Origin of the sequence: Brevibacillus sp. Leaf182 (genome assembly GCF_001423865.2) — a bacterium.
Taxonomy (GTDB): domain Bacteria; phylum Bacillota; class Bacilli; order Brevibacillales; family Brevibacillaceae; genus Brevibacillus; species Brevibacillus brevis_C.
Genome location: NZ_LMPN02000019.1, coordinates 13,581 through 34,439, shown reverse-complemented (window position 1 = coordinate 34,439; position 20,859 = coordinate 13,581). Strand labels below are relative to the sequence as shown.

At 41.2% G+C, this 20,859-nt stretch carries 18 protein-coding genes and 1 pseudogene; 13 read left to right on the top strand and 6 right to left on the bottom strand.

Annotation, left to right across the window (positions count from 1 at the left end; genetic code table 11):
* Nucleotides 1–475: 475 nt before the first annotated feature.
* The 4 genes from ASG16_RS09315 (at nucleotide 476) to ASG16_RS09300 (ending at nucleotide 5,656) form a co-directional block, all read left to right on the top strand.
* The gene (locus tag ASG16_RS09315) at nucleotides 476–2,788 is read left to right on the top strand and encodes a hypothetical protein (protein ID WP_056494982.1); all 2,313 of its coding nucleotides are present in this window, start codon (nucleotides 476–478) and stop codon (nucleotides 2,786–2,788) included.
* Between the two features lie 411 nt (nucleotides 2,789–3,199).
* On the top strand, nucleotides 3,200–4,414 hold the full coding sequence (locus tag ASG16_RS09310) for a macrolide family glycosyltransferase (protein WP_056494984.1): 1,215 nt from the start codon (nucleotides 3,200–3,202) through the stop codon (nucleotides 4,412–4,414).
* 164 nt (nucleotides 4,415–4,578) lie between these two features.
* Nucleotides 4,579–5,013: a HEAT repeat domain-containing protein gene (locus ASG16_RS09305; RefSeq protein ID WP_056494986.1), complete on the top strand. Its 435-nt coding sequence runs from the start codon at nucleotides 4,579–4,581 to the stop codon at nucleotides 5,011–5,013.
* A gap of 139 nt (nucleotides 5,014–5,152) precedes the next feature.
* The gene (locus tag ASG16_RS09300) at nucleotides 5,153–5,656 is read left to right on the top strand and encodes an SMI1/KNR4 family protein (protein ID WP_056494990.1); all 504 of its coding nucleotides are present in this window, start codon (nucleotides 5,153–5,155) and stop codon (nucleotides 5,654–5,656) included.
* A gap of 174 nt (nucleotides 5,657–5,830) precedes the next feature.
* Here the strand turns inward: ASG16_RS09300 and ASG16_RS09295 are convergent, their stop codons facing one another.
* Nucleotides 5,831–7,153, bottom strand: a complete 1,323-nt coding sequence (locus tag ASG16_RS09295) for an esterase-like activity of phytase family protein (RefSeq protein WP_056494993.1) — start codon at nucleotides 7,151–7,153, stop codon at nucleotides 5,831–5,833.
* A 217-nt stretch (nucleotides 7,154–7,370) separates the two neighbouring features.
* On the opposite strand from ASG16_RS09295, the gene trpB reads away from it, so the two are divergent.
* The 6 genes from trpB to ASG16_RS09265 all read left to right on the top strand — a co-directional run bounded on the left by trpB (nucleotide 7,371) and on the right by ASG16_RS09265 (nucleotide 13,459).
* Nucleotides 7,371–8,537, top strand: a complete 1,167-nt coding sequence (trpB, locus tag ASG16_RS09290; RefSeq protein WP_056494995.1) for a tryptophan synthase subunit beta — start codon at nucleotides 7,371–7,373, stop codon at nucleotides 8,535–8,537.
* Between the two features lie 193 nt (nucleotides 8,538–8,730).
* Entirely contained in the window at nucleotides 8,731–9,669 is a 939-nt protein-coding gene (locus ASG16_RS09285; protein WP_048031170.1) for a nucleoside hydrolase, read from the top strand.
* 57 nt (nucleotides 9,670–9,726) lie between these two features.
* Nucleotides 9,727–10,941 carry a NupC/NupG family nucleoside CNT transporter gene (locus tag ASG16_RS09280; protein ID WP_056494998.1) on the top strand — a complete coding sequence of 405 codons (1,215 nt, stop codon included), beginning with the start codon at nucleotides 9,727–9,729 and terminating at the stop codon, nucleotides 10,939–10,941.
* A gap of 146 nt (nucleotides 10,942–11,087) precedes the next feature.
* Complete coding sequence (locus tag ASG16_RS09275; RefSeq protein WP_241970724.1) at nucleotides 11,088–11,753, top strand: CPBP family intramembrane glutamic endopeptidase; 666 nt, start codon at nucleotides 11,088–11,090, stop codon at nucleotides 11,751–11,753.
* 83 nt (nucleotides 11,754–11,836) lie between these two features.
* Nucleotides 11,837–12,415: a GNAT family N-acetyltransferase gene (locus tag ASG16_RS09270; protein WP_056495004.1), complete on the top strand. Its 579-nt coding sequence runs from the start codon at nucleotides 11,837–11,839 to the stop codon at nucleotides 12,413–12,415.
* A 168-nt stretch (nucleotides 12,416–12,583) separates the two neighbouring features.
* Nucleotides 12,584–13,459: a radical SAM/SPASM domain-containing protein gene (locus ASG16_RS09265; protein WP_048031174.1), complete on the top strand. Its 876-nt coding sequence runs from the start codon at nucleotides 12,584–12,586 to the stop codon at nucleotides 13,457–13,459.
* Between the two features lie 135 nt (nucleotides 13,460–13,594).
* On the opposite strand, the gene ASG16_RS09260 is transcribed toward ASG16_RS09265, so the two are convergent.
* Nucleotides 13,595–14,833 (bottom strand): V-type ATP synthase subunit I, encoded by a 1,239-nt coding sequence (locus tag ASG16_RS09260; RefSeq protein ID WP_056495007.1) that lies wholly within the window; start codon nucleotides 14,831–14,833, stop codon nucleotides 13,595–13,597.
* Nucleotides 14,834–15,353: 520 nt separating this feature from the next.
* On the opposite strand from ASG16_RS09260, the pseudogene ASG16_RS31615 reads away from it, so the two are divergent.
* Both ASG16_RS31615 and ASG16_RS30855 read left to right on the top strand, forming a co-directional pair.
* A pseudogene (locus ASG16_RS31615) lies at nucleotides 15,354–15,455 on the top strand (SPASM domain-containing protein); the annotation flags it as partial.
* 75 nt (nucleotides 15,456–15,530) lie between these two features.
* Complete coding sequence (locus ASG16_RS30855) at nucleotides 15,531–15,815, top strand: hypothetical protein (RefSeq protein ID WP_198674203.1); 285 nt, start codon at nucleotides 15,531–15,533, stop codon at nucleotides 15,813–15,815.
* Nucleotides 15,816–16,044: 229 nt separating this feature from the next.
* On the opposite strand, the gene ASG16_RS09245 is transcribed toward ASG16_RS30855, so the two are convergent.
* From ASG16_RS09245 to ASG16_RS09230, 4 genes are all read right to left on the bottom strand, one after another.
* Nucleotides 16,045–16,911: a copper amine oxidase N-terminal domain-containing protein gene (locus tag ASG16_RS09245; RefSeq protein WP_056495011.1), complete on the bottom strand. Its 867-nt coding sequence runs from the start codon at nucleotides 16,909–16,911 to the stop codon at nucleotides 16,045–16,047.
* A gap of 95 nt (nucleotides 16,912–17,006) precedes the next feature.
* Entirely contained in the window at nucleotides 17,007–18,311 is a 1,305-nt protein-coding gene (locus ASG16_RS09240) for an MFS transporter (RefSeq protein WP_056495015.1), read from the bottom strand.
* Nucleotides 18,312–18,333: 22 nt separating this feature from the next.
* Entirely contained in the window at nucleotides 18,334–18,945 is a 612-nt protein-coding gene (locus tag ASG16_RS09235) for a TetR/AcrR family transcriptional regulator (protein ID WP_056495016.1), read from the bottom strand.
* 146 nt (nucleotides 18,946–19,091) lie between these two features.
* The gene (locus ASG16_RS09230) at nucleotides 19,092–19,877 is read right to left on the bottom strand and encodes a class I SAM-dependent methyltransferase (protein WP_056495017.1); all 786 of its coding nucleotides are present in this window, start codon (nucleotides 19,875–19,877) and stop codon (nucleotides 19,092–19,094) included.
* A gap of 268 nt (nucleotides 19,878–20,145) precedes the next feature.
* On the opposite strand from ASG16_RS09230, the gene ASG16_RS09225 reads away from it, so the two are divergent.
* Nucleotides 20,146–20,844 (top strand): response regulator transcription factor, encoded by a 699-nt coding sequence (locus tag ASG16_RS09225; RefSeq protein ID WP_056495104.1) that lies wholly within the window; start codon nucleotides 20,146–20,148, stop codon nucleotides 20,842–20,844.
* The last annotated feature ends 15 nt before the right edge of the window (nucleotides 20,845–20,859 follow it).

The following is a 20,859-nucleotide window of genomic DNA, read 5'->3' as shown; positions in this document are numbered from 1 at the left end:
AAACTATTCGCTTATATAAAAAGCAACTGAACTTTAGATCAAAAAACAGAGGGAGAGCAGAGATTGATCAGATAAAGTCTTTCCCCTGTTTTTATCTAAGCTTTAAAAATCTTAGATTGAATTAGTTTAATCGGGGAATTAATTTTAGCGGATAAAATATGGAAGTTTGTTAGACAGTACAAAATAAATTTTGTTCTAAATATACAATTTTTGTAGTGAGGTAAGTTCAAGCAAAAAAATTGTTTGGGCTTCTTTGATGTTCTCTTGATTCGCAAGAACATATGATCTTATTTTAGTTTACAATGGATGGGCATTAATATACTCTAATCATGTACAAAGGGTTAGATTGTGATCTATTTAAACAATTACCGAAACAGTGTGTTGTAAATGATTCGACCCTACTCCTGTAAAAGTTTTTTATTTTAACACTAAAGTCTTTAAGACAACAAAAAATATATTAGGAGGTTAAATACGAGTGGAGCTTGTAAATTTCATATGGAAAAATATCATTATTTTAGGATCTGTATTTCTTTCAATTATTATTATTCTTTCATTTTTGAAATTCATTTACGCTAATATACAGAAAACAGTGCTTAGTTCTTTTTTCAATAATGAATTTTTAAAAGGTAAAACTAAAGGTATACTTTCTTTCATATTGATTGCTGTATTCTGGTCATTACAACAAAAATATAATTTTATTCAATTTGGGAAAAAAGAAAATTATATTCCATTAGTCATAAGTATTTTAACATTATACGGTATATTATATACTTTCTTGCAATTCACTATCAGTTACGCACTTCAAAACGATAAAGATAAATACTGGGGGAAGAGTACTACTAAAAGTTATTTCATCAAAAACTTAGGTTTTAGCATTTTTAAATCGACTATGTTTAAAATTTTATTATTTTACTCTACTTTGTATCCCCTCCTAACTGACGAATTTTTAACTAAATTAAACTATTTTCAAATAAATGTTTTATTACAGCGTTTTTGGGAAGCAAGTGTTTTTATTATATTTCTGCTCTATGCATATCTATTTTTTAAAAGTTTGAATAGTCTAAGGTTTTTCTATGACATGTTAGAGAAGAATAGCTTATCTCAAAAATGGAAAATTCAAGAGGAAATCGCTAATGAATTTAAGGAGTATTTTAAATACTGCTATAGACAGAAAAACTCTGACCTTTTCATTAGAATAATTATTAATATGATAGGTACATTAAAAAGGGAAGAACAGTCTGAGGTGTTAATTTATATATTGAAAGAAGTTTTCGGTGATTTACACTACAAAAAATATAATAATTATATAATGGACAAATTATTAAATCGAGAGCATAAGCATATGCCGCATTTTATAAACGAACTTTTTATTGAATTATATAACGAGATTGAAAAATGTAGTTTTGAGTTAAGTTTAAAGGATTATCTAATTATTTACAGATTGCATGATAATGCTGTTTTCGAAAGTGTGTCAAACGGCGATTTTATCGATAATGAATCGGCTGTTACTAGAATAATTACAATATATTCTGATGTAGATAGCTGGCGAGAAAAAGAATGCACGTATTTTAAAATACCGACTGTCATAAAGAAACACATTAGGTCCTATGAAGATTTAGAAGAGATACATCGTGTTATGACAAACAGGTGTTGCTATAAATTTGTTCAAGAATCTAGAAATGCTAAACCAAATAATAGGGATATATTAGTTGAGAGTTACAAATCATATCTGTACGAACTATTGAAACTTTATAAGGATTATTTCAATGATTTTAAAGTCAGTTACTTTTCGTACTTTTGGGGTGCGAGTCATTCATATAGTTCAACTGAACATTTTGACAAGCAAACAAAAGAAATAATTTATGACTATTTGATCCGTATGCATTATACTTTGCAGAATAAAGAGTATGCTAAGTTTATATTGAAACAATTGGATTATAAATATCGTGTCTCTTTTATTTTTTATCATATGCTATACACAGGTGAATCGTTGGAATGGCAAAAGGATGTTTTATTTTTTCGTGAAATAATACAAACATCAAGGTGGGATGAAACATCTAGTAAAGAAGGTATTCAAAAGTTCGTCTGCCAAAAAATGAATGATAGTAACATAGGACATAGAATTGACTGTAATTTAATACGATTTATTTACAAAAATCTCCACATGCAGCAACTCAACAAAGAAATTTTGGACATGTGTTTGAATGAAAGATACCTGTCCTATGCAAGGCTTCTTAAATTTAATTATATTTTTTCTGAAAACAGACCCTCCCCTTTTTCTTTTTACGACTTTGAAATTAATAGTGGGAAGAACTCTTATTATCAGGATTGGAAAATTGAATTTTTGAAAGAGATGATTAAAGCGCCTAATCTCTTGCACGATCAATTTTTCTCCTTGCACCTGTATAGCCTTTGTAAAAAAGTTACATACACATTGGAGCAACTCGCTGTAGAAAACGATTTTAGGGTATTTTTCATTAATCATTTCTTTGAGTTATCGGAAAGTAATTTCGTTGAATTGATTAATAATTATTACTTAAGAACTGGTATAATCGAATTTCTGATTCTAAAGTTCTCAGAGGAAAAATATGAATACTTAAAGAAAGAATCTTTAATCAAACATTTCTCTTCAAGGGTAAAAGAGATCTTTCACGAAGAAAATATATCAATCGATGAATATGTTAATAATCTTATCAATCGAGCAAATGAATGTAGAAGGAATGCAATATTAGTAATTAAGAAGGGGGAAATTGAAAGAGGGCTAAAAAAAATATTAAATGTAGTGTAGAAGAAGCAATGCGCTTTGTGTTAAAGATACATGAGGAAACCAGCCATTCCCTTCTTTTCCGGGAGTTCTTTATCAAGTGTGGATTGAGATTGTGTGGAGGAGAAATTGAATTAGGAAGGCGGCCCGCCAAAAGCAACACCGCCGACGCAGTCCTGTAAAGAAATAGAAGATGAATATGCTCGATTAAAAGCGACGAAAATCCTTGGGATACAAGGGGTTTTGTCGCTTTTATATGATGAAAAGTTCACAACCTAAAGATGACATGAAAACATGCGCACAATACTAAACATCTTCATATAAAATATTGAACAAATTATGAAATATTTGGATTTTACCCATTTTCACCATCCATCTGACCTATAATGAAATGGAAACATTTTCTAATTGGATATTCTTTTGGAGGTGGAGTGAGTGGCACGCGTATTGTATGTTACGATTCCAGCAGATGGTCACGTGAATCCTACATTGGGTTTAGTGAAGCAGCTAGTCGACAACGGAGAAGAAGTCGTCTATATGTGCTCAGAAGAATATCGGGATAGACTTGCCCAGACTGGGGCGCTATTCCGCGCATATCAAATGGATGAACAAGTATTTCGTGATTTAGGCTTTAACCCAACAGAATTCAAACACCCTCTTCATTTCACCGATTTTATGTTGCGAGGCATTATTGAACCCCGCATTCCCGAAATTCTTACGCAGATAGAAAACGAATCATTTGATTACCTGATTTTTGACTCCTTGTTTGGTTGGGGAGGGGCGATTTTAGGGGAGAAGTTAGGAATCCCGACGATTTGCTCCGTAACCAACCTGGCCTTTGCTGAACCGCTCAGCCAGATTGTCGAAGTGTTTCAAGCAAGTGATGTAGATGTAGATGCACTTTATGAAAGAGTGACACAGACTGCACAGAGCATCGCTCGTGTATGCAACGTAGCCGTACCTGCCATTGAAGATATTACCCGCCAGTATGGGGACATGAAGATTGTCTTTACCAGCCGTGAATTCCAGCCAGATGCTGACAAGCTGGACGATAGTTACATTTTTACAGGACCTTCTATTACTTCGCGTCCTGATGTACCTTCTTTTCCGTTTGAAAAGCTTCGCTCTCCACACGATAAGATCGTATACATTTCCATGGGCAGTATTCTGACCAAAGATGTGGAATTGTACAAAATGTGCTTTGTAGCCTTTCAAGATATTCCGGCTCAATTCGTACTGTCTTGCGGAAGAGACACGGAGCTGGAGTCGTTCGTAGACCATATTCCACCCAACTTCATCGTTGAACCGTACGTTCCGCAACTGGAAGTGCTCCGGCACGCCGATGCTTTTATTACACATGCTGGCATGAACAGTACGAGTGAGGCTCTCTATTTTCATGTGCCACTCGTCATGATTCCACTAAGCTCTGATCAACCGATTGTAGCGAAGCGGGTGGAGGAGTTAGGAGCGGGGATTACGTTAGATAGAGGGCAGCTTACACCGACAGTTTTGAAGGATGCATTGATGCAAGTGTTGAACGAATCCACCTACAAAGAGCGTGCAATACAGGTAGGGGACTCCTTGCGTAACGCTGGCGGATATCAGGAAGCTGCAAGACGTATCATGTCTTTGTATTCCGTGCCGAATTAAAAATGAAAAAGCTTCTTGCCTCATCATCATGAGCGGCAAGGAGCTTTTTTGACAATAATATCTTCCAAATGTTGAAGTTGAGCCATTATATGTGAGCAGGTGGTGTTATTTGGGTGACGTAGTGTCATAATAGAAGAATGATAGTCAGAAGGAGATAGATTGAATTGAATAAAACTGAAATGAAAAACGAGCTTCCTCCAAACTTTGAGGAATTAAAGAAAGCGACTAATCGAACATCGAATTGGAGAGAGCGCTTAGAGGCTGTTGAAGAACTGGGACAGTGGAAGCATGAGCAAACGATTCAATTGCTGACTCGTATCGTGGAAAACGATACGGTGTACAAAGTGCAAGAGACTGCTTTTCATAAGCTCAAAGCATTTGGGGTAGGTGTTCGATTACCTTCTCAGAAAAAAGGCGACTTGATCAAAGGCGCAACGAAAGCCTTGGTAAGAATTAAGAAAAGCTTGCCCAAAGATCATACGTTCGAGGAATTCAAAGAGAAACTGCAAAAAATGAGAAGCGATATCTATGATACCTACGAGGGAGAAAAAGGTGCTGATTTTGATCAGTGGCTTGAAAACACCTGGGCGTCGTTATAGAAAAAAAGCAGTAGAGATGGAATGAGTGGCAAAGGAAGGGGATCACGCCCCTTCTTTTTTGTTTCAATGAAATGTAAGAATTACCGATATAAGTAAAGTGGTGCGATGATTGCGAAATACTTTCACAGGGAGTAATGACATGACAGTTCCAAATCATGTAACATTTGAATGCTGCACAGAGAAAATAGACATTCAAGATATCGAAGAAGTAGAAAGTGCAATGGGGATCCGATTTCCTAGGGATTTCGTAGAGTGTATGCTTGAGAATAATGAGGGAGCTCCTACTCCCTGCGGCTTTGATTACGGGGAAGTAGAAGGGAAAGTATTTAATACATTTTATAGCCTTAGTAGTAGGGTTGGGAAATACTATATTCTAACAGCATATGAGGATGTTAAGGAATGTCTACCTGACGGAGTATTTCCTATTGGATACGATGCTAGCGGTGGTCAAATTTGCTTCGACTACATTAATGGAAAGAATGCAGAACCAATTGTTGTATTTGTAAATCACGAGTTTATTGTTACAATGGAAGATCTTTCTGAAGATGAACTAGAAGAAAAATCTCTCGAAGAATGGCAAAGAGAAGCCATCACGCCAGTCGCCTCATCATTTACAGACTTTTTATCGAAGTTGTATGAATGAAAATACCTTAACTAAGGAAAAGCTTCGCGGACATAAATCAACCGCGAGGCTTTTCTCATACTATTTACGCCGACTGTATTTGAGAGTTCTAAATAAATGTGGACTAATAACACTTCATACATTAAGAAGAAGCCCTGCCGCTTTTTGAAAGTGCAGGACTTCTTCTTTTGCTACTTATTTCAAATCCTTACCTACTTTAATCACATACATCTGCGTCGGATTGCTGTTGATTTTAATCTTACCCTTCTCGTCATAGCCATCTACGCCGAAATCATTGTCATTCACAATGGCAATCGTGTTATTATCCACAATCGCTAGCCCTTCCAGCTTTTCATGTGGATAATTCAGCTTGGCTACATCCACCAGCAATTCCTTGGAAACCGGCACAATTCCTTTTTCTTTCACTTGGGCAACACTGAGTTTTTCGAAGTCATGCTCACTTGTTGACGTACCGAGCAAATTGGTTGCTTTCGAAAAATCTGCTTTGTAAATACGCTTTAGCTGTGCGTCTGCACCGGCATTTTTGTCTCGCTCGTCAATCAGTAAAACATCCTGACTGAGTGCGGCCAAATCGCTGATGACGACGTCTTTCTGTTTCACTTTTACGAAATCTTTCGCGTTCTCTGCGATGTACATGTACTCGCCGACGACTTTTTTGGTGGCGAGATCCATCTTTAAAATGCGCAAATTACGGGAAGCTTCGCCTGTCTTTTTATCAGGGAGTGCCATTGGACTTTGGATCGAAGTATACAAGAACTTGCCATCTGGCGAGATAGTGATACCTTCGAAGCCACGGTTTGCAATGCGTTTGGAATAGACGGCTGGCAGCGTATCAAAAATCTCCATCTTTGCACCTGCGGCAAGCAGGGCTTCTTTGGTGCCCTTTGGTACATAGCGGCCCAGGATTGTACCGTCACGCTTTACTTGAATGATGGATGGGCGGTATTCGTCGGATAACCAAAAGGTATCGTTGACCGGATTGTAAGCGATGCCTTCCAAATCCAAACCGTCTGGATCGTAACTAATCTTTTTTGTTCCCGTCACATCGTAGGGAACTTCATCAGGGCCAGCAAGGTTCGGCAATCCACTAATATAGGTAGTTTTCGTAAAAGAGTTGATCTTGCCTTGTGGCAAACGCAGCTTGATGGTTTCCAAAACGTGAATGTTTCCATTCTCCACTTTGATTTTGTACAAGCGTGGGGTGTAGTTTTGGTCAGGGAACGTACGCAGCTCGTCCTTGCCATATTGCCCATTTGGTCCACGGTCAGCCAATGTATAAAAAATAGAAGGAGGATCGTTAGGAAGATGCACCAGACCAGAGAAGCCGCCTTCTTTAATACCTTCAGCGAGCGCAGGAGGATTTTTCCATTCATGAATTTCGGCTACAACGGGTGCTCCTGTTACATTTTGCGTTGCACCTGCTCCTTGTGTTCCGATCAAGGATAGAGCCGCAATTGTTGCGATCAGCAAGCTTTTCTTTTGAAAGTGAAACTTCATGATATCCCTCCGAATAAAGAAACGACGTAATGAACCGCTTTTGTTAGACTACCCGATCTGTATTGGGAAAATGTGAAGCTAAAATGATGGTTTTGTAAAAACTACCAACAAACTAACGAATTCTGAATAATCATAAAACAAAATTGACACACTCTCTTTTGATCTTATAAAATGCAAGGAAGGATTGAGGACTAGCTATAGCTGAGGAGAGATGAGCATGTCGTTGACAGAACAGACAAAAAAGGGATATTTCGGGGAGTTCGGAGGAAGCTTTGTGCCTCCACAATTACAGGAAGTATTAGATTATTTAGCTGAACAATTTGAAAGGTATAAAGATGATGAGGAATTTATCGAAGAGTACAAGTATTATCTGAAAGAATATATTGGTCGGGAAAATCCGTTGACGTTTGCTCGTCATTTAACTGCAAAACTCGGCGGTGCCAAAATTTATCTAAAGCGAGAAGATTTAAACCATACGGGTGCTCACAAGATCAATAATGTCATCGGGCAAATCCTTCTGGCAAAGCGAATGGGTGCACAGCGTATTATTGCCGAGACGGGTGCAGGACAGCATGGAGTTGCTACCGCGACGGTTTGCGCGATGTTTGGCATGGAATGTGTGATCTATATGGGCGCGGAGGATACGAAAAGACAAGCATTAAATGTCTTTCGCATGGAGCTTTTAGGGGCAAAAGTGGTAGCGGTGTCCAAAGGGCAAGGCAGACTGAAGGATGCGGTTGATGAAGCGCTGAATGATTTGGTGCAAAACTACCAGAATACGTTCTATCTATTGGGATCTGCGGTTGGTCCGCATCCTTTCCCTACGATGGTAAAGTATTTTCAAGCGATTATCAGTGAAGAATCCAAACGACAGATCTTAGAAAAAGAAGGTCGTTTGCCGAATGCGGTTATCGCTGCTGTTGGCGGTGGCAGTAACGCGATTGGAGCTTTTGCCCATTATATAGAGGAACCATCCGTACGACTGATTGGTGTTGAGCCTGATCAGGCACCTACGTTGACCAAAGGGGTTCCAGCCGTCATTCATGGTTTTAAATGCCTGGTGTTGCTGGATGAGAATGGTGAACCTCAAAAAACGTATTCGATTGCTGCCGGGTTGGACTATCCTGGTATTGGCCCAGAACACAGCCAGCTAAAAGTAAGTGGACGAGCGGAATACTACACGGTGACGAATGAAGAAGTATTGGCGGCTTTTCAAGAACTATCGAGAACGGAAGGGATCATTCCCGCCTTGGAAAGCGCTCATGCTATTGCGTATGCCTTGCAGTTGGCTCCCACTCTTTCCCCGGAGCAAATCCTGATTGTTAACCTTTCAGGACGAGGTGACAAAGACGTAGAGCAAGTATTCCATCTGTTAAACAAATAAGTGGTTTAGAGGCTATCCCGAAAGTAGATTTTCTGCTGGAGGATAGTCTTTCTTTTTTGTCCTCCTGTTGTGATGTTCATAATGGTTATATATTTTTTAGTGAAACTTTAGTATTATTTTTTGAAGGGTTCCAAATAATAGTGATTTACATGTACTTTTTACAAGTTCAAGTATGAGATTGGAGATCATAATGATGAAGAAAAACATTTACTTTAATCATGATGGCGGCGTTGATGATTTAATTTCTTTATTCTTGCTGCTCCAAATGGACAATGTGAATCTGACGGGGGTATCTGTCATTCCAGCGGATTGCTACTTGGAACCAGCGATGTTTGCAAGCCGGAAAATCATTGATCGTTTTGGGAAAGGCGGTTTGGATGTAGCAGAGTCCAATTCCCGCGGGAAAAATCCCTTTCCAAAGGACTGGCGCATGCATGCATTTTATGTAGACGCACTGCCCTTGCTCAATGAATCAGGAGAAGTAATTACGCCAGTAGCGGACAAGCCTGCGCATCTTCACATTATTGAAACGCTGCGTGCAACGGAAGGAAAAACGACCTTACTGTTTACCGGTCCTTTGACTGACCTTGCGCGTGCATTGGATATCGATCCAACTATCGAAGAAAAAGTAGAGCGCCTGGTGTGGATGGGCGGAACATTCCGCGAAGAAGGAAACGTGCATGAGCCTGAGCACGATGGAACAGCAGAGTGGAACGTATTCTGGGACCCGGAAGCGGCTGCTCGCGTATGGGAAAGCGGAATGAAGATTGATTTGGTCGCACTGGAGAGCACGAACCAGGTCCCACTGACACTAGATGTTCGTGAGCGCTGGGCAAAAGAGCGCAAGCATATCGGTGTGGACTTCTTGGGTCAATGCTACGCAATGGTGCCGCCGCTCGTACACTTCTCGACCAACTCGACTTACTACCTGTGGGATGTATTAACCACAGCATTTGTTGGCAATAGTGATCTTGTAAAGGTTCAAACGGTTAACAGCATCGTGATTACAGAAGGGGCAAGCCAAGGCCGAACTGTTGAGACGGCTGACGGACGCCCTGTACATGTGGTTTATGACGTAGATCGTGATGCATTCTTTGATTACATGACAGAATTAGCGAAAAAAGCGATCTAGAACAAAGCAAGTCATCTTAGATATCGACACAGCTGGCGATACAGAAAGGATACGTTCATGCAATACATTTGGGGAGTTCTCGGCATCCTGGGCATTTTTTTAATAGCCATTGCGTTTTCGAAAAATCGGAAAGCAATTCATCCGAGAACGGTCATTGGTGCGTTTGCGATTCAGTTTATTTTTGCTTTGGTCGTACTGAAATGGGATTTTGGGAAAAAGCTTCTGGAGTACTTGGCGTCGATCGTACAAAGCATCATTGATTCGACGAATGCCGGAATCCAGTTCTTGTTTGGCGGGATACTCGGTGCACAGAATGCAGGCTTTACGTTTGCCCTGCAAGTATTGCCGATCATTATCTTCTTCTCATCCTTGATTTCGGTCCTGTATTATCTCGGAATCATGCAGTGGGCGACGAAAATCATCGGTGGATTTTTGTCTCGGGTGCTCAAAACGAGCGAAACCGAATCCATGTCAGCCTCTGCAAATATTTTCTTGGGTCCAATTGAAGCCCCACTTGTTGTAAAGCCTTATATTGAGAAAATGACCAAGTCCGAGCTGTTTGCTGTAATGACAGGCGGACTGGCGTGCGTTTCGGGTTCGGTGATCGGTGGGTATGCGATGCTCGGGGTTCCGATTGAATATTTGCTGGCCGCCGCATTCATGGGAGCGCCGGGTGGTTTGTTGCTTGCGAAAATGATAATGCCCGAAACAGAACAGCCACAAAGAGTGGAACATGTGGAAGTCATGAAAGATACAGAGTCCAGAAACGTCATTGACGCGGCTGCTCGCGGAGCTTCAGACGGGCTAAAAGTAGCTGCTGGTGTCGGTGCACTGTTGCTCGCGTTTATTTCGTTGATTTTCTTGCTGAACTCGATTATTGGCTGGCTTGGCGGGTTAGTGGGAATAGAAGCGTTGACGCTTGAGCACATTTTAGGCTACGTGTTCGCGCCGATTGCTTTTATGATCGGGGTTCCATGGGAGGAAGCGCTAAAAGCCGGTTCTTTCATCGGGCAAAAGATTGTCCTCAACGAATTTGTCGCGTACACGGCTTTTGCTCCTGAGATTGCGAATTTGTCGCAAAAAAGCGTTGTGATCATCAGCTTCGCGCTTTGCGGCTTTGCCAATCTGGCTGCGCTGGCTATGGTCATTGGCGGCTTGGGCGGCTTTGCTCCGTCAAGAAGATCAGACCTTGCGGAGATGGGCTTGCGTGCAGTAGTTGCAGCAACCTTGGCGAATCTGTTGAGCGCAACGATTGCAGGGATGCTCATTTAAATGATTGGATAGAAATAAATAAGTACGAGGGCTGGAGTGATCCATGCCCTCGTTTTTTTTGGTACTACGCGAAGTTGGTACTACTCGCTTTTTGTGATCCCCGCTACAATCTTGTTAGTAAAAACAAGCCATGATTTGGTGGGGATATGATGAAGCATGTTCTGTTATTTCTAGGGCCAACGATTATGATCTTTTTGGGTTTACAAGTCATGAGTAGTGTGCCCATAACGTTTTTGCTTTTTTACGGGTGGCTGTTTGCGATTCCGTTTGTGGACATGATCGTTTTGAAAAGAAATACATGGCGGGACACATTCAGGCAAATGGGATTGGTAATTAACCGCCCCAATATGTATCACGGCATTTTGACTGGATTTCTTTTCTTTCTCACCATGATTCTTGCGGGATATTTCTTTCACAGCTTTTTGTTTGATAAGGAGGATCTGCAAAATTTATTGGTACAATGGGATTTCTCAGGCAATCTTGTCGTTTGGCTTATCCTTGTTTTGCTGGTGATCAACCCGTTTCTTGAGGAAATCTACTGGAGAGGATATTTATTTAAAAAGCTGGAAGGAAAACAGACAAAGCGAACCATGATTTTGCTGACGTCATTGTTTTACAGTCTGTATCATTTCCTCTCCATCATTCCTTTGTTTAGCTGGCCGTATAATATCGCGATGATTTTGCCAGTATTTTTGGCGGGAATGATTTGGGGATATATGCGAAACAAGAGCACATCACTGATGGGTTCGATTGTCAGTCATATTCTTGCAGATTCAGGGATTATGGCTGTCTATCTACTCTTCTTGAAATGAATGATGATCGTGGATAAGGAGGAAAAAGAGCTGTGTTGGAAAAACTAAGAAGTTAGGTAATCTCAAAAGATGGAGCTGAAATCATGAACATTGACGTACTTTTTAACCAGTTTCCCATTTTACAATCAGATCGTTTCACCTTGAAGAAAATCGAAGAGCAGCATTTGGACGAAGTATTTGAAATCTACAGCAATGACCATGTATTTGCATACTGCGGCATTATCCCCAAGCATAATAAAGCGACTGTGAAAAGCATGATCGGGCATTTTGAGAGAGACTATCTGAAAAAATCCAGGATCAAATGGGGGATATTCGCCAATGATAACCCGGATCATTTGCTTGGCATTATCGAAGCTTTCGACTTTCATCAAAGGGTAAACATGGTGACGATTGGCTACTTTTTGTCCGAAGCGCATTGGGGAAAAGGGATTGCGGCGGAAGCGGTAAGCATATTGCTCGACTTTTTGTTCATGGATGTCAAGGTCAACCGAATACAGGCGGAAGTGATGCCTCCGAATGAGAACTCCAAGAAAGTATTGATGAAGAATGGCTTCATGAAGGAAGGAACATTCAGACAAGCAACGCTATGGTCGGGAAAAGGAATCGTGGATCTAGAGATATACGGAATGCTAAAAGAGGACTATGAAAAAGGAAGGGGATGAGTCGGCAGCCCCTACTGTATATTGTATCAGAAAATAATTCCTGTTTGCTGAATAGGGATTATTAGACAGAACCGTATATTGCCCTAATCTGAGGACTCCTATGTTACTATGTTTGTAGCAACAAACGACTGCCGTAAATTCATAGGCATCTGGAATGGGGATAACATCTTGAAAACATTTAAGAAAGTCTATATAGAAATCACCAGCGTGTGCAATCTGGCCTGTACCTTTTGTCCGCCAACGGAGCGCAGTAAAAGTTTTATTAAAGTAGAAGACTTTGCGAAAAGGCTGGATGAGATCAAACCGCACACGGATTACATTTACCTGCACGTCAAAGGGGAACCGCTTCTTCATCCCAAAATTGATGAGCTGCTCGATATCAGTCATGAGAAAGGCTTCAAGGTCAATATCACCACAAATGGAACGCTGATCGCGAAAAATCGGCATAAATTGCTAGGCAAGCCTGCGCTCCGACAAATGAATTTCTCGCTTCACAGCTTTGATGGACATATCGGCTCAACCAACCGCGAAGGTTACTTGCGGGAAATTCTTTCATTTGTTCGAGAAGCGCAGGAGCATCAAGTGATTTTTTCTTTCCGTCTGTGGAATTTGACACAGGATAACGCCACGAACATTCAAAAGAGTAGAAACCGCCAGACGCTCGAAGTGATTGAAAAAGAATTTGGGCTGGACTATCGAATTGAAGAAAAAGTAATGCCGGGCAGCGGGGTAAAAATCGATGATCGTGTGTATTTGAACCAAGATTACGAATTCCAGTGGCCGAGTCTGACAGCGCCTGAGGATGATGGAAAAGGCTTTTGCCATGGCCTACGCTCGCAGGCGGCGATTCTCGAAAATGGAACAGTTGTGCCGTGCTGTCTCGATGGGGAAGGGGTTATTAATCTAGGGAATATCAATCAGACCTCTTTCACTGATATTGTGGATGGCGAGCGGGCCAATAACCTGATAGATGGATTTTCTCGCAGGGAAGCCGTCGAGGAATTATGCAGAAGATGCGGGTACCGCCAGAGGTTTGGAGCTTAATTTTGGGTAGGGAGATGAGTAAGGAGTTACCAATGTAACTCCTTATCTTTAGATTGATATTATTGTGTCTTAAAGATCAACGCTTACGTGATAATAAATTTATCTTTAAGTTACTTAAGTCAGAACATGTAAGTATTACTTTTCCAAACTCAGTGTTTTTAATGGCGTATTTTCTTCACAGCAGGTTCTAATAGGAGTGTCTTTGATAATTTCTAGTTTCCATTGTTCATTTGAAATATAGATTATGTCATTTTTCACTGCGACAATTTTACCTCTGATAGCTATGTTTGCTTTTTCATCCTTTATAGTCACTAAAGACCTAGTTGGAGTATTACTCCTAACATGTTCTCCAGCAGTTGCAACAAGTGTAGTAATCAATGTCCCCATATAGAGAGTAAGAACTATAAGAATACTAAAACCCCACCATTTATTTGAAAAAGCCTCAATAACAGTAATAACGGGATCATCTCCATTATTCTTTTGTATTTCAGTATCTTTGAGTTTGTACATTCTAGAAATAATAATAGAAATAATAATAGATAAGACTAATAACCATGTATCGGATATCTTAAATTCAAGTGAACCGTTGACCACAATAAAAATTATAGCTGGAAAAGGAAAGCAAATAAAAGTTCTGTATAGTCTAGATGTGTAAATAAACTTCTCAAAAAAAGAAAGAATAATAGCAAACGTAATCATTGGAAGGAAACTCAGGAAAATGTATTCTTTTCCAATATTTAAATACTTTGCAGATATGTATAACGAAACTATTCCGTATAAGATTCCAGAAAACGAAGAAATTGGATTCATACTAAGTCTTAAAAATGCTAATAAGGTTATTGCAATTAACAAAGGTGCCAACCAAACTATAATAAATTCTTTCGCTTTGTCCATTAAATCAGTAAAACCACTCACAAAAAATATCGATAAACCAATATGTAGACCAGTTAGAAGAAAAAATATAAATACAACAAAACTTATTGAAGCAATGATAACTTCTTTCCCGCGTTTATTTTTTAGATCATTAAATAACTTAATAATACCTTTTACAACAAGAATAAAAAAAATTACTCCGGCACTTAATATCATACTTACTAGGAGAACTGAGGTAAGGCTAAAGGGAACTGGATAAATAATCATGTCTAACGTAGATATAGAGGAACTATTTTCTCCCCCAAAATAGTATCCATACAAAAATGAATAGCCAAGTGAATAGAATATAAAGCCAAATAATGTTACGGTAAGCCCAATTGCGTTTATTATTCTCAAAAGGTTTAATACAAACTTAATTCTTGAATCATTTATGATTATAAAAATACTCTGTGTAAATGGGAAAATCCTCACTATTTTCTCTTCAATTGTAACGTTTTGCATTATCCAATCCCCCAAAAATACGGAATCATATAAAATGGATAGAATTATTACATGATCTAAGACAAAATCTTATTAAGTAAAAAAATCTTACTGAAAGGGTTGATTTCTCAAAGAATATAGACGTACACGTAATCATAACAAAATACTTGGTATATATTCCCTTATTTCGAATAAGTAAAACACTTGGATTATTGCTTTTTATACGGTCTTTTGCAAAATTTCTCAATGATTTCTGTGGGAACCTATGTTACTACATATCGCTCTATATTAAACTAGATGAACATTTCGTTTCATCATGGTTAAAGTTGATTAATTCGTTTTAGTGATTACAGAATATGAAGCTGAAAAGCTAAAGAATAGAATATCAAAACGTCCGAAAAACACGATTCGGACGTTTTCTTAATCAGGTGAGTGACGCTACAAGCAGCGGCGGCAGCGGATGCAACAAAACCGACAGTGGCGGAGATGAGGACGTAACAGGTTGCTACAGAAACCGCATGGGCGATGGTAGAGACGGATGCAATGGTCTCGGTCCAATATTGTGGATGGCGAGCGGGCTCGCAGGGAAGCCGTCGAGGAATTATGCAGAAGATGCGGGTACCGCCAGAGGTTTGGGGCGTAGCAAAAGCAAAACGTCCGAGTCAAATGATTCGGACGTTTTTTCATTATTATTAGAAGAACACTACTTACAACGGCGGTGACGACGACAGCGGAAGAAACAAAAACGACAGCGGCGACGACGGCGACGGAAGAAGGAACAAAACCGGCAGCGACGACGACGGCGGCAGCGGCGGCGGCCACAACGACAACGATCATGGTCGCGGTCAAAATTTTCGTCCACGTCTCTGTCGAAATCCTTTTCTATGTCTGTGTCACAATCTTTTTCAATCTCGTGTTTTTTTTCTCCATCCTTACAACCACAAGACATACATCCACCTCCTTCGTGTTCATACCATATTTTATGAATACCGCTTGGACATGACTGGACTAACTATAGGGGAAAAAAGCTTGTTTTCAGGCGCAGAAAAGAGGCAAATGCCGCTATCCTCCCACAAAGTCATGGGCAAAAAAGTAATGGGAAAAACAAAAAAAGATAGCGGATCTCATAGCCAAGAGGAGCTAATGAGAACCACTATCTTTTTTCTATGCCAAATGAGCCAGGGGAACTGAGGGGAAAAAGCCCTCAGCTATGTGAGGGCTTCTTGCTTGTATTACTTTGCAGATGTATCGTTGGAGTCTGTATTCTGCTCCGATTCTTTAGAGGCTTGAAGGTCGTCGATGATGACAATTTTGCCTTCTTCTTGCCATTTTACTTCCGCGTTCAGTTGTTCACTGATGAAGCGCAGAGGCAGGAATACACGTCCATTTTTCAGTACAGGTGCAGTGTCCAGAGAAATGGTTTTCCCGTCTACCGTTGCTTCTTTTTTATCGAGGTACAGCGTGATAGATTTTTCGCCACGCGTAATTTCTACGGTACGAGTCTCTGGCTTCCAGTTCACTTCCGCTTTCAATGCGGAGCTGATGGCACGCACAGGCACCAAAGCTCTTCCACCTTTTACAAAAGGTGCCACATCCGCTTGTACCTGTTTTCCATCTACGAATGCTTTCACTTCTGTCGAGCCTGTATCCTCAAGGAGTTCTCCAAGCTTTTTGAATGGTGTGTGATCTCCTTTTTGGTACGTGCGCTGAAGAAGCTCAAGCTGAACTTCCAAAGCTCCATGCTTGTCAGTGGTTTTTTCCAGTTCAGCTACCAGTTGCTCATATTTTGCTTTTTGATCTTCCGTGATTTCAGCCGTATGCTTGAGCTCTTGGCGAAGCTCGATTAGCTGTTTTTTCAATTTTACGTCTTTGATGTTGGTTTCTGTGCTAGCTTCGGTTGAGTTCTCATCGTCGCTATCGGTATCGGTATCAGATTCTTTGACAGAAGTTTCTTTCGATTTATCTTTTGCTTCTGCCTTTACTTCTGGTTTGCCTTTCCCATTTCCATTTCCTTTGCTCTCCAGGTCAGCCGCCAGAGCAGCAGGTACACTTGTTGCGAGTAGAATAGCAACCAACGAAGTAGATATAGCTTTTTTCATTTGAATCTTCCTCCTTCTAGGTGTAAGTCTCATGAACTCGACATTCAAGACGGAGGAAAATATGAATATGTTGCATAGGTTTTGAGAAAATATTTTTATTTGTACGAATGGATACCTTTCACTGTCATTCCTTCCAAATCCCGTATCTTCCTTGCACGTCCGATTACGATTCCCAGTAACGCCACAAGTACGCCAGAGAGAACAAACAGAAAGCCAATTCCTCTGCCCGCCCCCGTTCCGATGACCTGACCGACCGTTTGGCCCAGCAATTGATCTGGATCAAACAACGGATTGAATACATGATCCGCCAAAAATCCTGCCGACCCAAATGCCAGTACGAACCCGATTTGCGAAATAGCCGTGATCATCGACCATACTCTGCCTTGCCGTTCATTCTCGACGTTCGTTCGAATGAGAACTTCGAGGCTCGTGTTCACAAAGGGAAGTGTGATGAAAAAGAGGAAGCCAAAAACCGTAATCAGCCAAACGGAAGGAAACGCACCCATCAGGGCATAAAACAAGCCAGCAAGTACGAGAGAGAAGGACAGCATGAACACCTTGCTCTTTCCCATACCGAAAAGTCCGATCAAAAGGCTGCTGACGAGCATGCCTGATGCAGATACAGAGAGGGCAATACCGAGCGTCTTGGAATCAGTTAATGTCAGCATCATTGGCCCAAAAAGCGATTGCAGCAGCCCGATGTAAAAGCAAACGACAGACATTAACAGAACTAATGAGAAAACCCCTTTCTTTGAAAGGAGATAGCGGAAGGCTTCAGACATTTCGTGAAAAAAGCTTTGTCTTTCCTGTTTCTGGGGAGTGGCATCGTGTTTCATAATCATCAGTACGGCGCCGACAGCTAGAAGGAAGGTCATGATATCGATGAGTAAGACGAGCTGGATATCAAAAGCACTAAGAAGAAAACCTGCAACCAGTGGAGAAATAAGATATGGGGCTGAACTTGCCAGTTGGATGAGCCCGCTTGCCTGTGAGTACATCTCTTCCGAAACAAGATCGGAGACGGCTGCTTTAAAGGCTGGGTTGAGAATAGCAGCAGAGATCGAGCTGATGCCAACCCCCAAATAGATGTGCCATAATTCTATACGCCCGGACAGCATGACAAGCAAGATGAACAAGATACCAGCTATGGAACCGAGATCGCCAATGATCATCATTTTCTTGCGGTCAAATCTGTCTGCCAGCACCCCGCTAAAGGGAAGTAAGAGGAAGGAGGGGAGAAAAGAAAAGAGAATGATGAACGAATAGCTCATGGTAGATTGGGTCTGTTGAAAAACAAAGACACCCAATGCAAAAGCAGTAAGTCCACTTCCAATGGCTGAAAACATCTGCCCCGACCAAATGATCAGGAATCTGCGAAAGGCTTTGTCATGAGCGTTCATTGTCTTTCCTCCTTATCATCCATTACAGAAACGAGAAGGACCCCGGCGCAGCTCCCAGTGATCTTTCAATAATCACCTGCATGGCTTGTAATCGTTTCGTCTGTTCCGCTTGCTCCCAATGAAAAATGCCTGATTCCATTAAAAATTGTGAGCCAGCGAGGAGGAACTGAACGGTCTCCAAGGCATTCTCGACATGAAAGACAGCTTCTTTATTTCCCTGTTCAATGACTTGCGCAAGGACAGGGGCAATTTTTAAGATAATGGCGATGTTCAGACGCTCGTGAAGCTCTCTGTTTTCAGGGCGATGCAAGCTTTCCATCCATTCGGCTTGCTTGTCGATGGGGTGGCTTTGGCTGCGCAGCATCTGGCGAACCTTCTCCATGACAGGTAAAGAAGAGTCATCTGCGATTTTTTTATACTCTTGGCAAAGCGTATCGACCATGGATTGGACAAATGCTTCGAGGATCTCTTCCTTCGATTTGAAGTAGTAATAAAAGGTTCCTTTCGCTACGCCCACCTTTTGAATGATCGCATCCACGGTTGTATGGACATAACCCTGATTTCGAAATAGCTCCCCGGCGGCTTCCAATATTTCTGCTCGCCGTGTTGTAGGGTCTTTCACGATTCGTTTCATCGGCGCCTCCTTTGATTGTCAGTAAGTGGTTGGATACAGATTACCATACGACTGACCGTCAGTCTATAAGGGGGTGAAAGAAAAAGAGGAGAGAAAATCTCCTCTGTTCGGTAGTAGGAATTTAATAAGATGATGGCAAACGTTCATTATAATTTCTCGGCGATAATCGTAAAGGTTTTCGGGATTCCTTTGTCAAAAACCTCCGAGGAGAGATTCGGGAGCTCTTCCAGCATTTTTAGGAACAGCCCTTTGTTTGCAATGGCCGTAACGATTTCCCCTAATGTCCAATGGCGTAACATAACTTTTGATTCAGTGACATTTGTGCCGTTCGAAAGAAATTTGGAGAAAGCAATGTCCTTTTCCTCAAGCGAGGTGTCGAAATAATCGCCTGTTACTTTATGTTTGCGGATAGTAGCAGTCGTTCCGCGTGAGGAAATGAGTTTTGTGGATACCGGATGGAAATCTTGGAGGACGAGCACGCCGCCTTTTCTCAGGAGCGAGTTGACCACCTGGAATAATTCGGTTAAGTCCAAAAAGTAATGAAGAATACCGAATTCCATAAAAACGAGATCATACTCACCAGACAATACATCTGTAGGTAGCTGCAATACATCCGATACGATGTAAGTCAGGTCAACGTCGGCAGCTGCGGCCAAGTCTTTGGCGTACTGCTCATTCTCATAAGAGAAATCGGCAATGGTCACGTCGGCACCTAGTAAGGCGAGCGCAACGGCTTTGTTTCCATTTGAACCGAGTAAATTGATTATCTTTTTGCCGCGAATATCCCCCATGTGCTCATAAACTTTACCGATTCGCTTTTGGGGGTCTTCTTTAATTTTGGCCGCTGCCTCAGCAGGTGTTCCAAAGCGTTTTAACCACGCTTGATAAGCCCCACTGTTCCAAGCCGTTTTATTTAGTTGTGCTGTTTCCACAAATTCCCCTCCATAGAGTATTCCATTCAAAAAATTGGCCCCGGTATGTTGGTTACGAGAGCTTAGGTAATTTATCATACTGACGTAGCGCGATCGTGTCTATATATTTTCGAAGTGTTAATTTTTCCATGTGTGACCTGAAAGTAAGAACAATTGGGGGCGAGATTCTACAATTGTGAAGCAAAGCGGGACAGTGGTAATATTGGGAAAAATATATACGTCCGCGCTTTATGCGGTCGAGGGTTTGTTCGACGGGAGGCAAGCTGCTTTGAAAATCAAAGTGTTGATCGCAGACGACAATTCGTTTATACGGGAAGGCATGAAAATCATCCTGACGAGCTTCGAGGAGTTTGAAGTGGTGGGGAGTGTGGAGGATGGGGTCGAGGCGGTGACATTTTGTAAACAGAACGAGGTAGACGTCGCGCTTTTGGACGTTCGGATGCCGAACATGAATGGAGTGGAAGCGACTCGTGTGCTGACTGCCGATACTACGGTCAAACCGCTCATTTTGACCACATTCGACGATGACGAATTTGTCCTCGAGGCCATACAAGCGGGTGCACGCGGCTATTTATTGAAAAACAATGATCCCAACCGCATTCGAGATGCCATCAAGAGTGTCTATAACAACCATCATGTGCTACAGGATGTCGTCCTGGATAAGATCAAAATGAACCTGAATACAGGGAAGAGTGCGGATACCGTGTCCACTACCGTTTCTCCCAAAATGACAGCAGCCATCCCTACCGAAAGCAAAATCGACCAAAGCTTATTTACGGAACGGGAGCTCGATGTCATGAAGCAGATCGCCAAAGGGCTATCGAACAAGGAAATCGCCAAGAAGCTGTTTATTTCCGAGGGAACAGTTGCGAATTACATTACTTCCATCTTGAATAAAACAGCGCTTGAACACCGTACCCAGATCGCGATCTATTATTTGACGGGCGAAACGAACATGTCTGATTGAAAGGAGGTCACGACC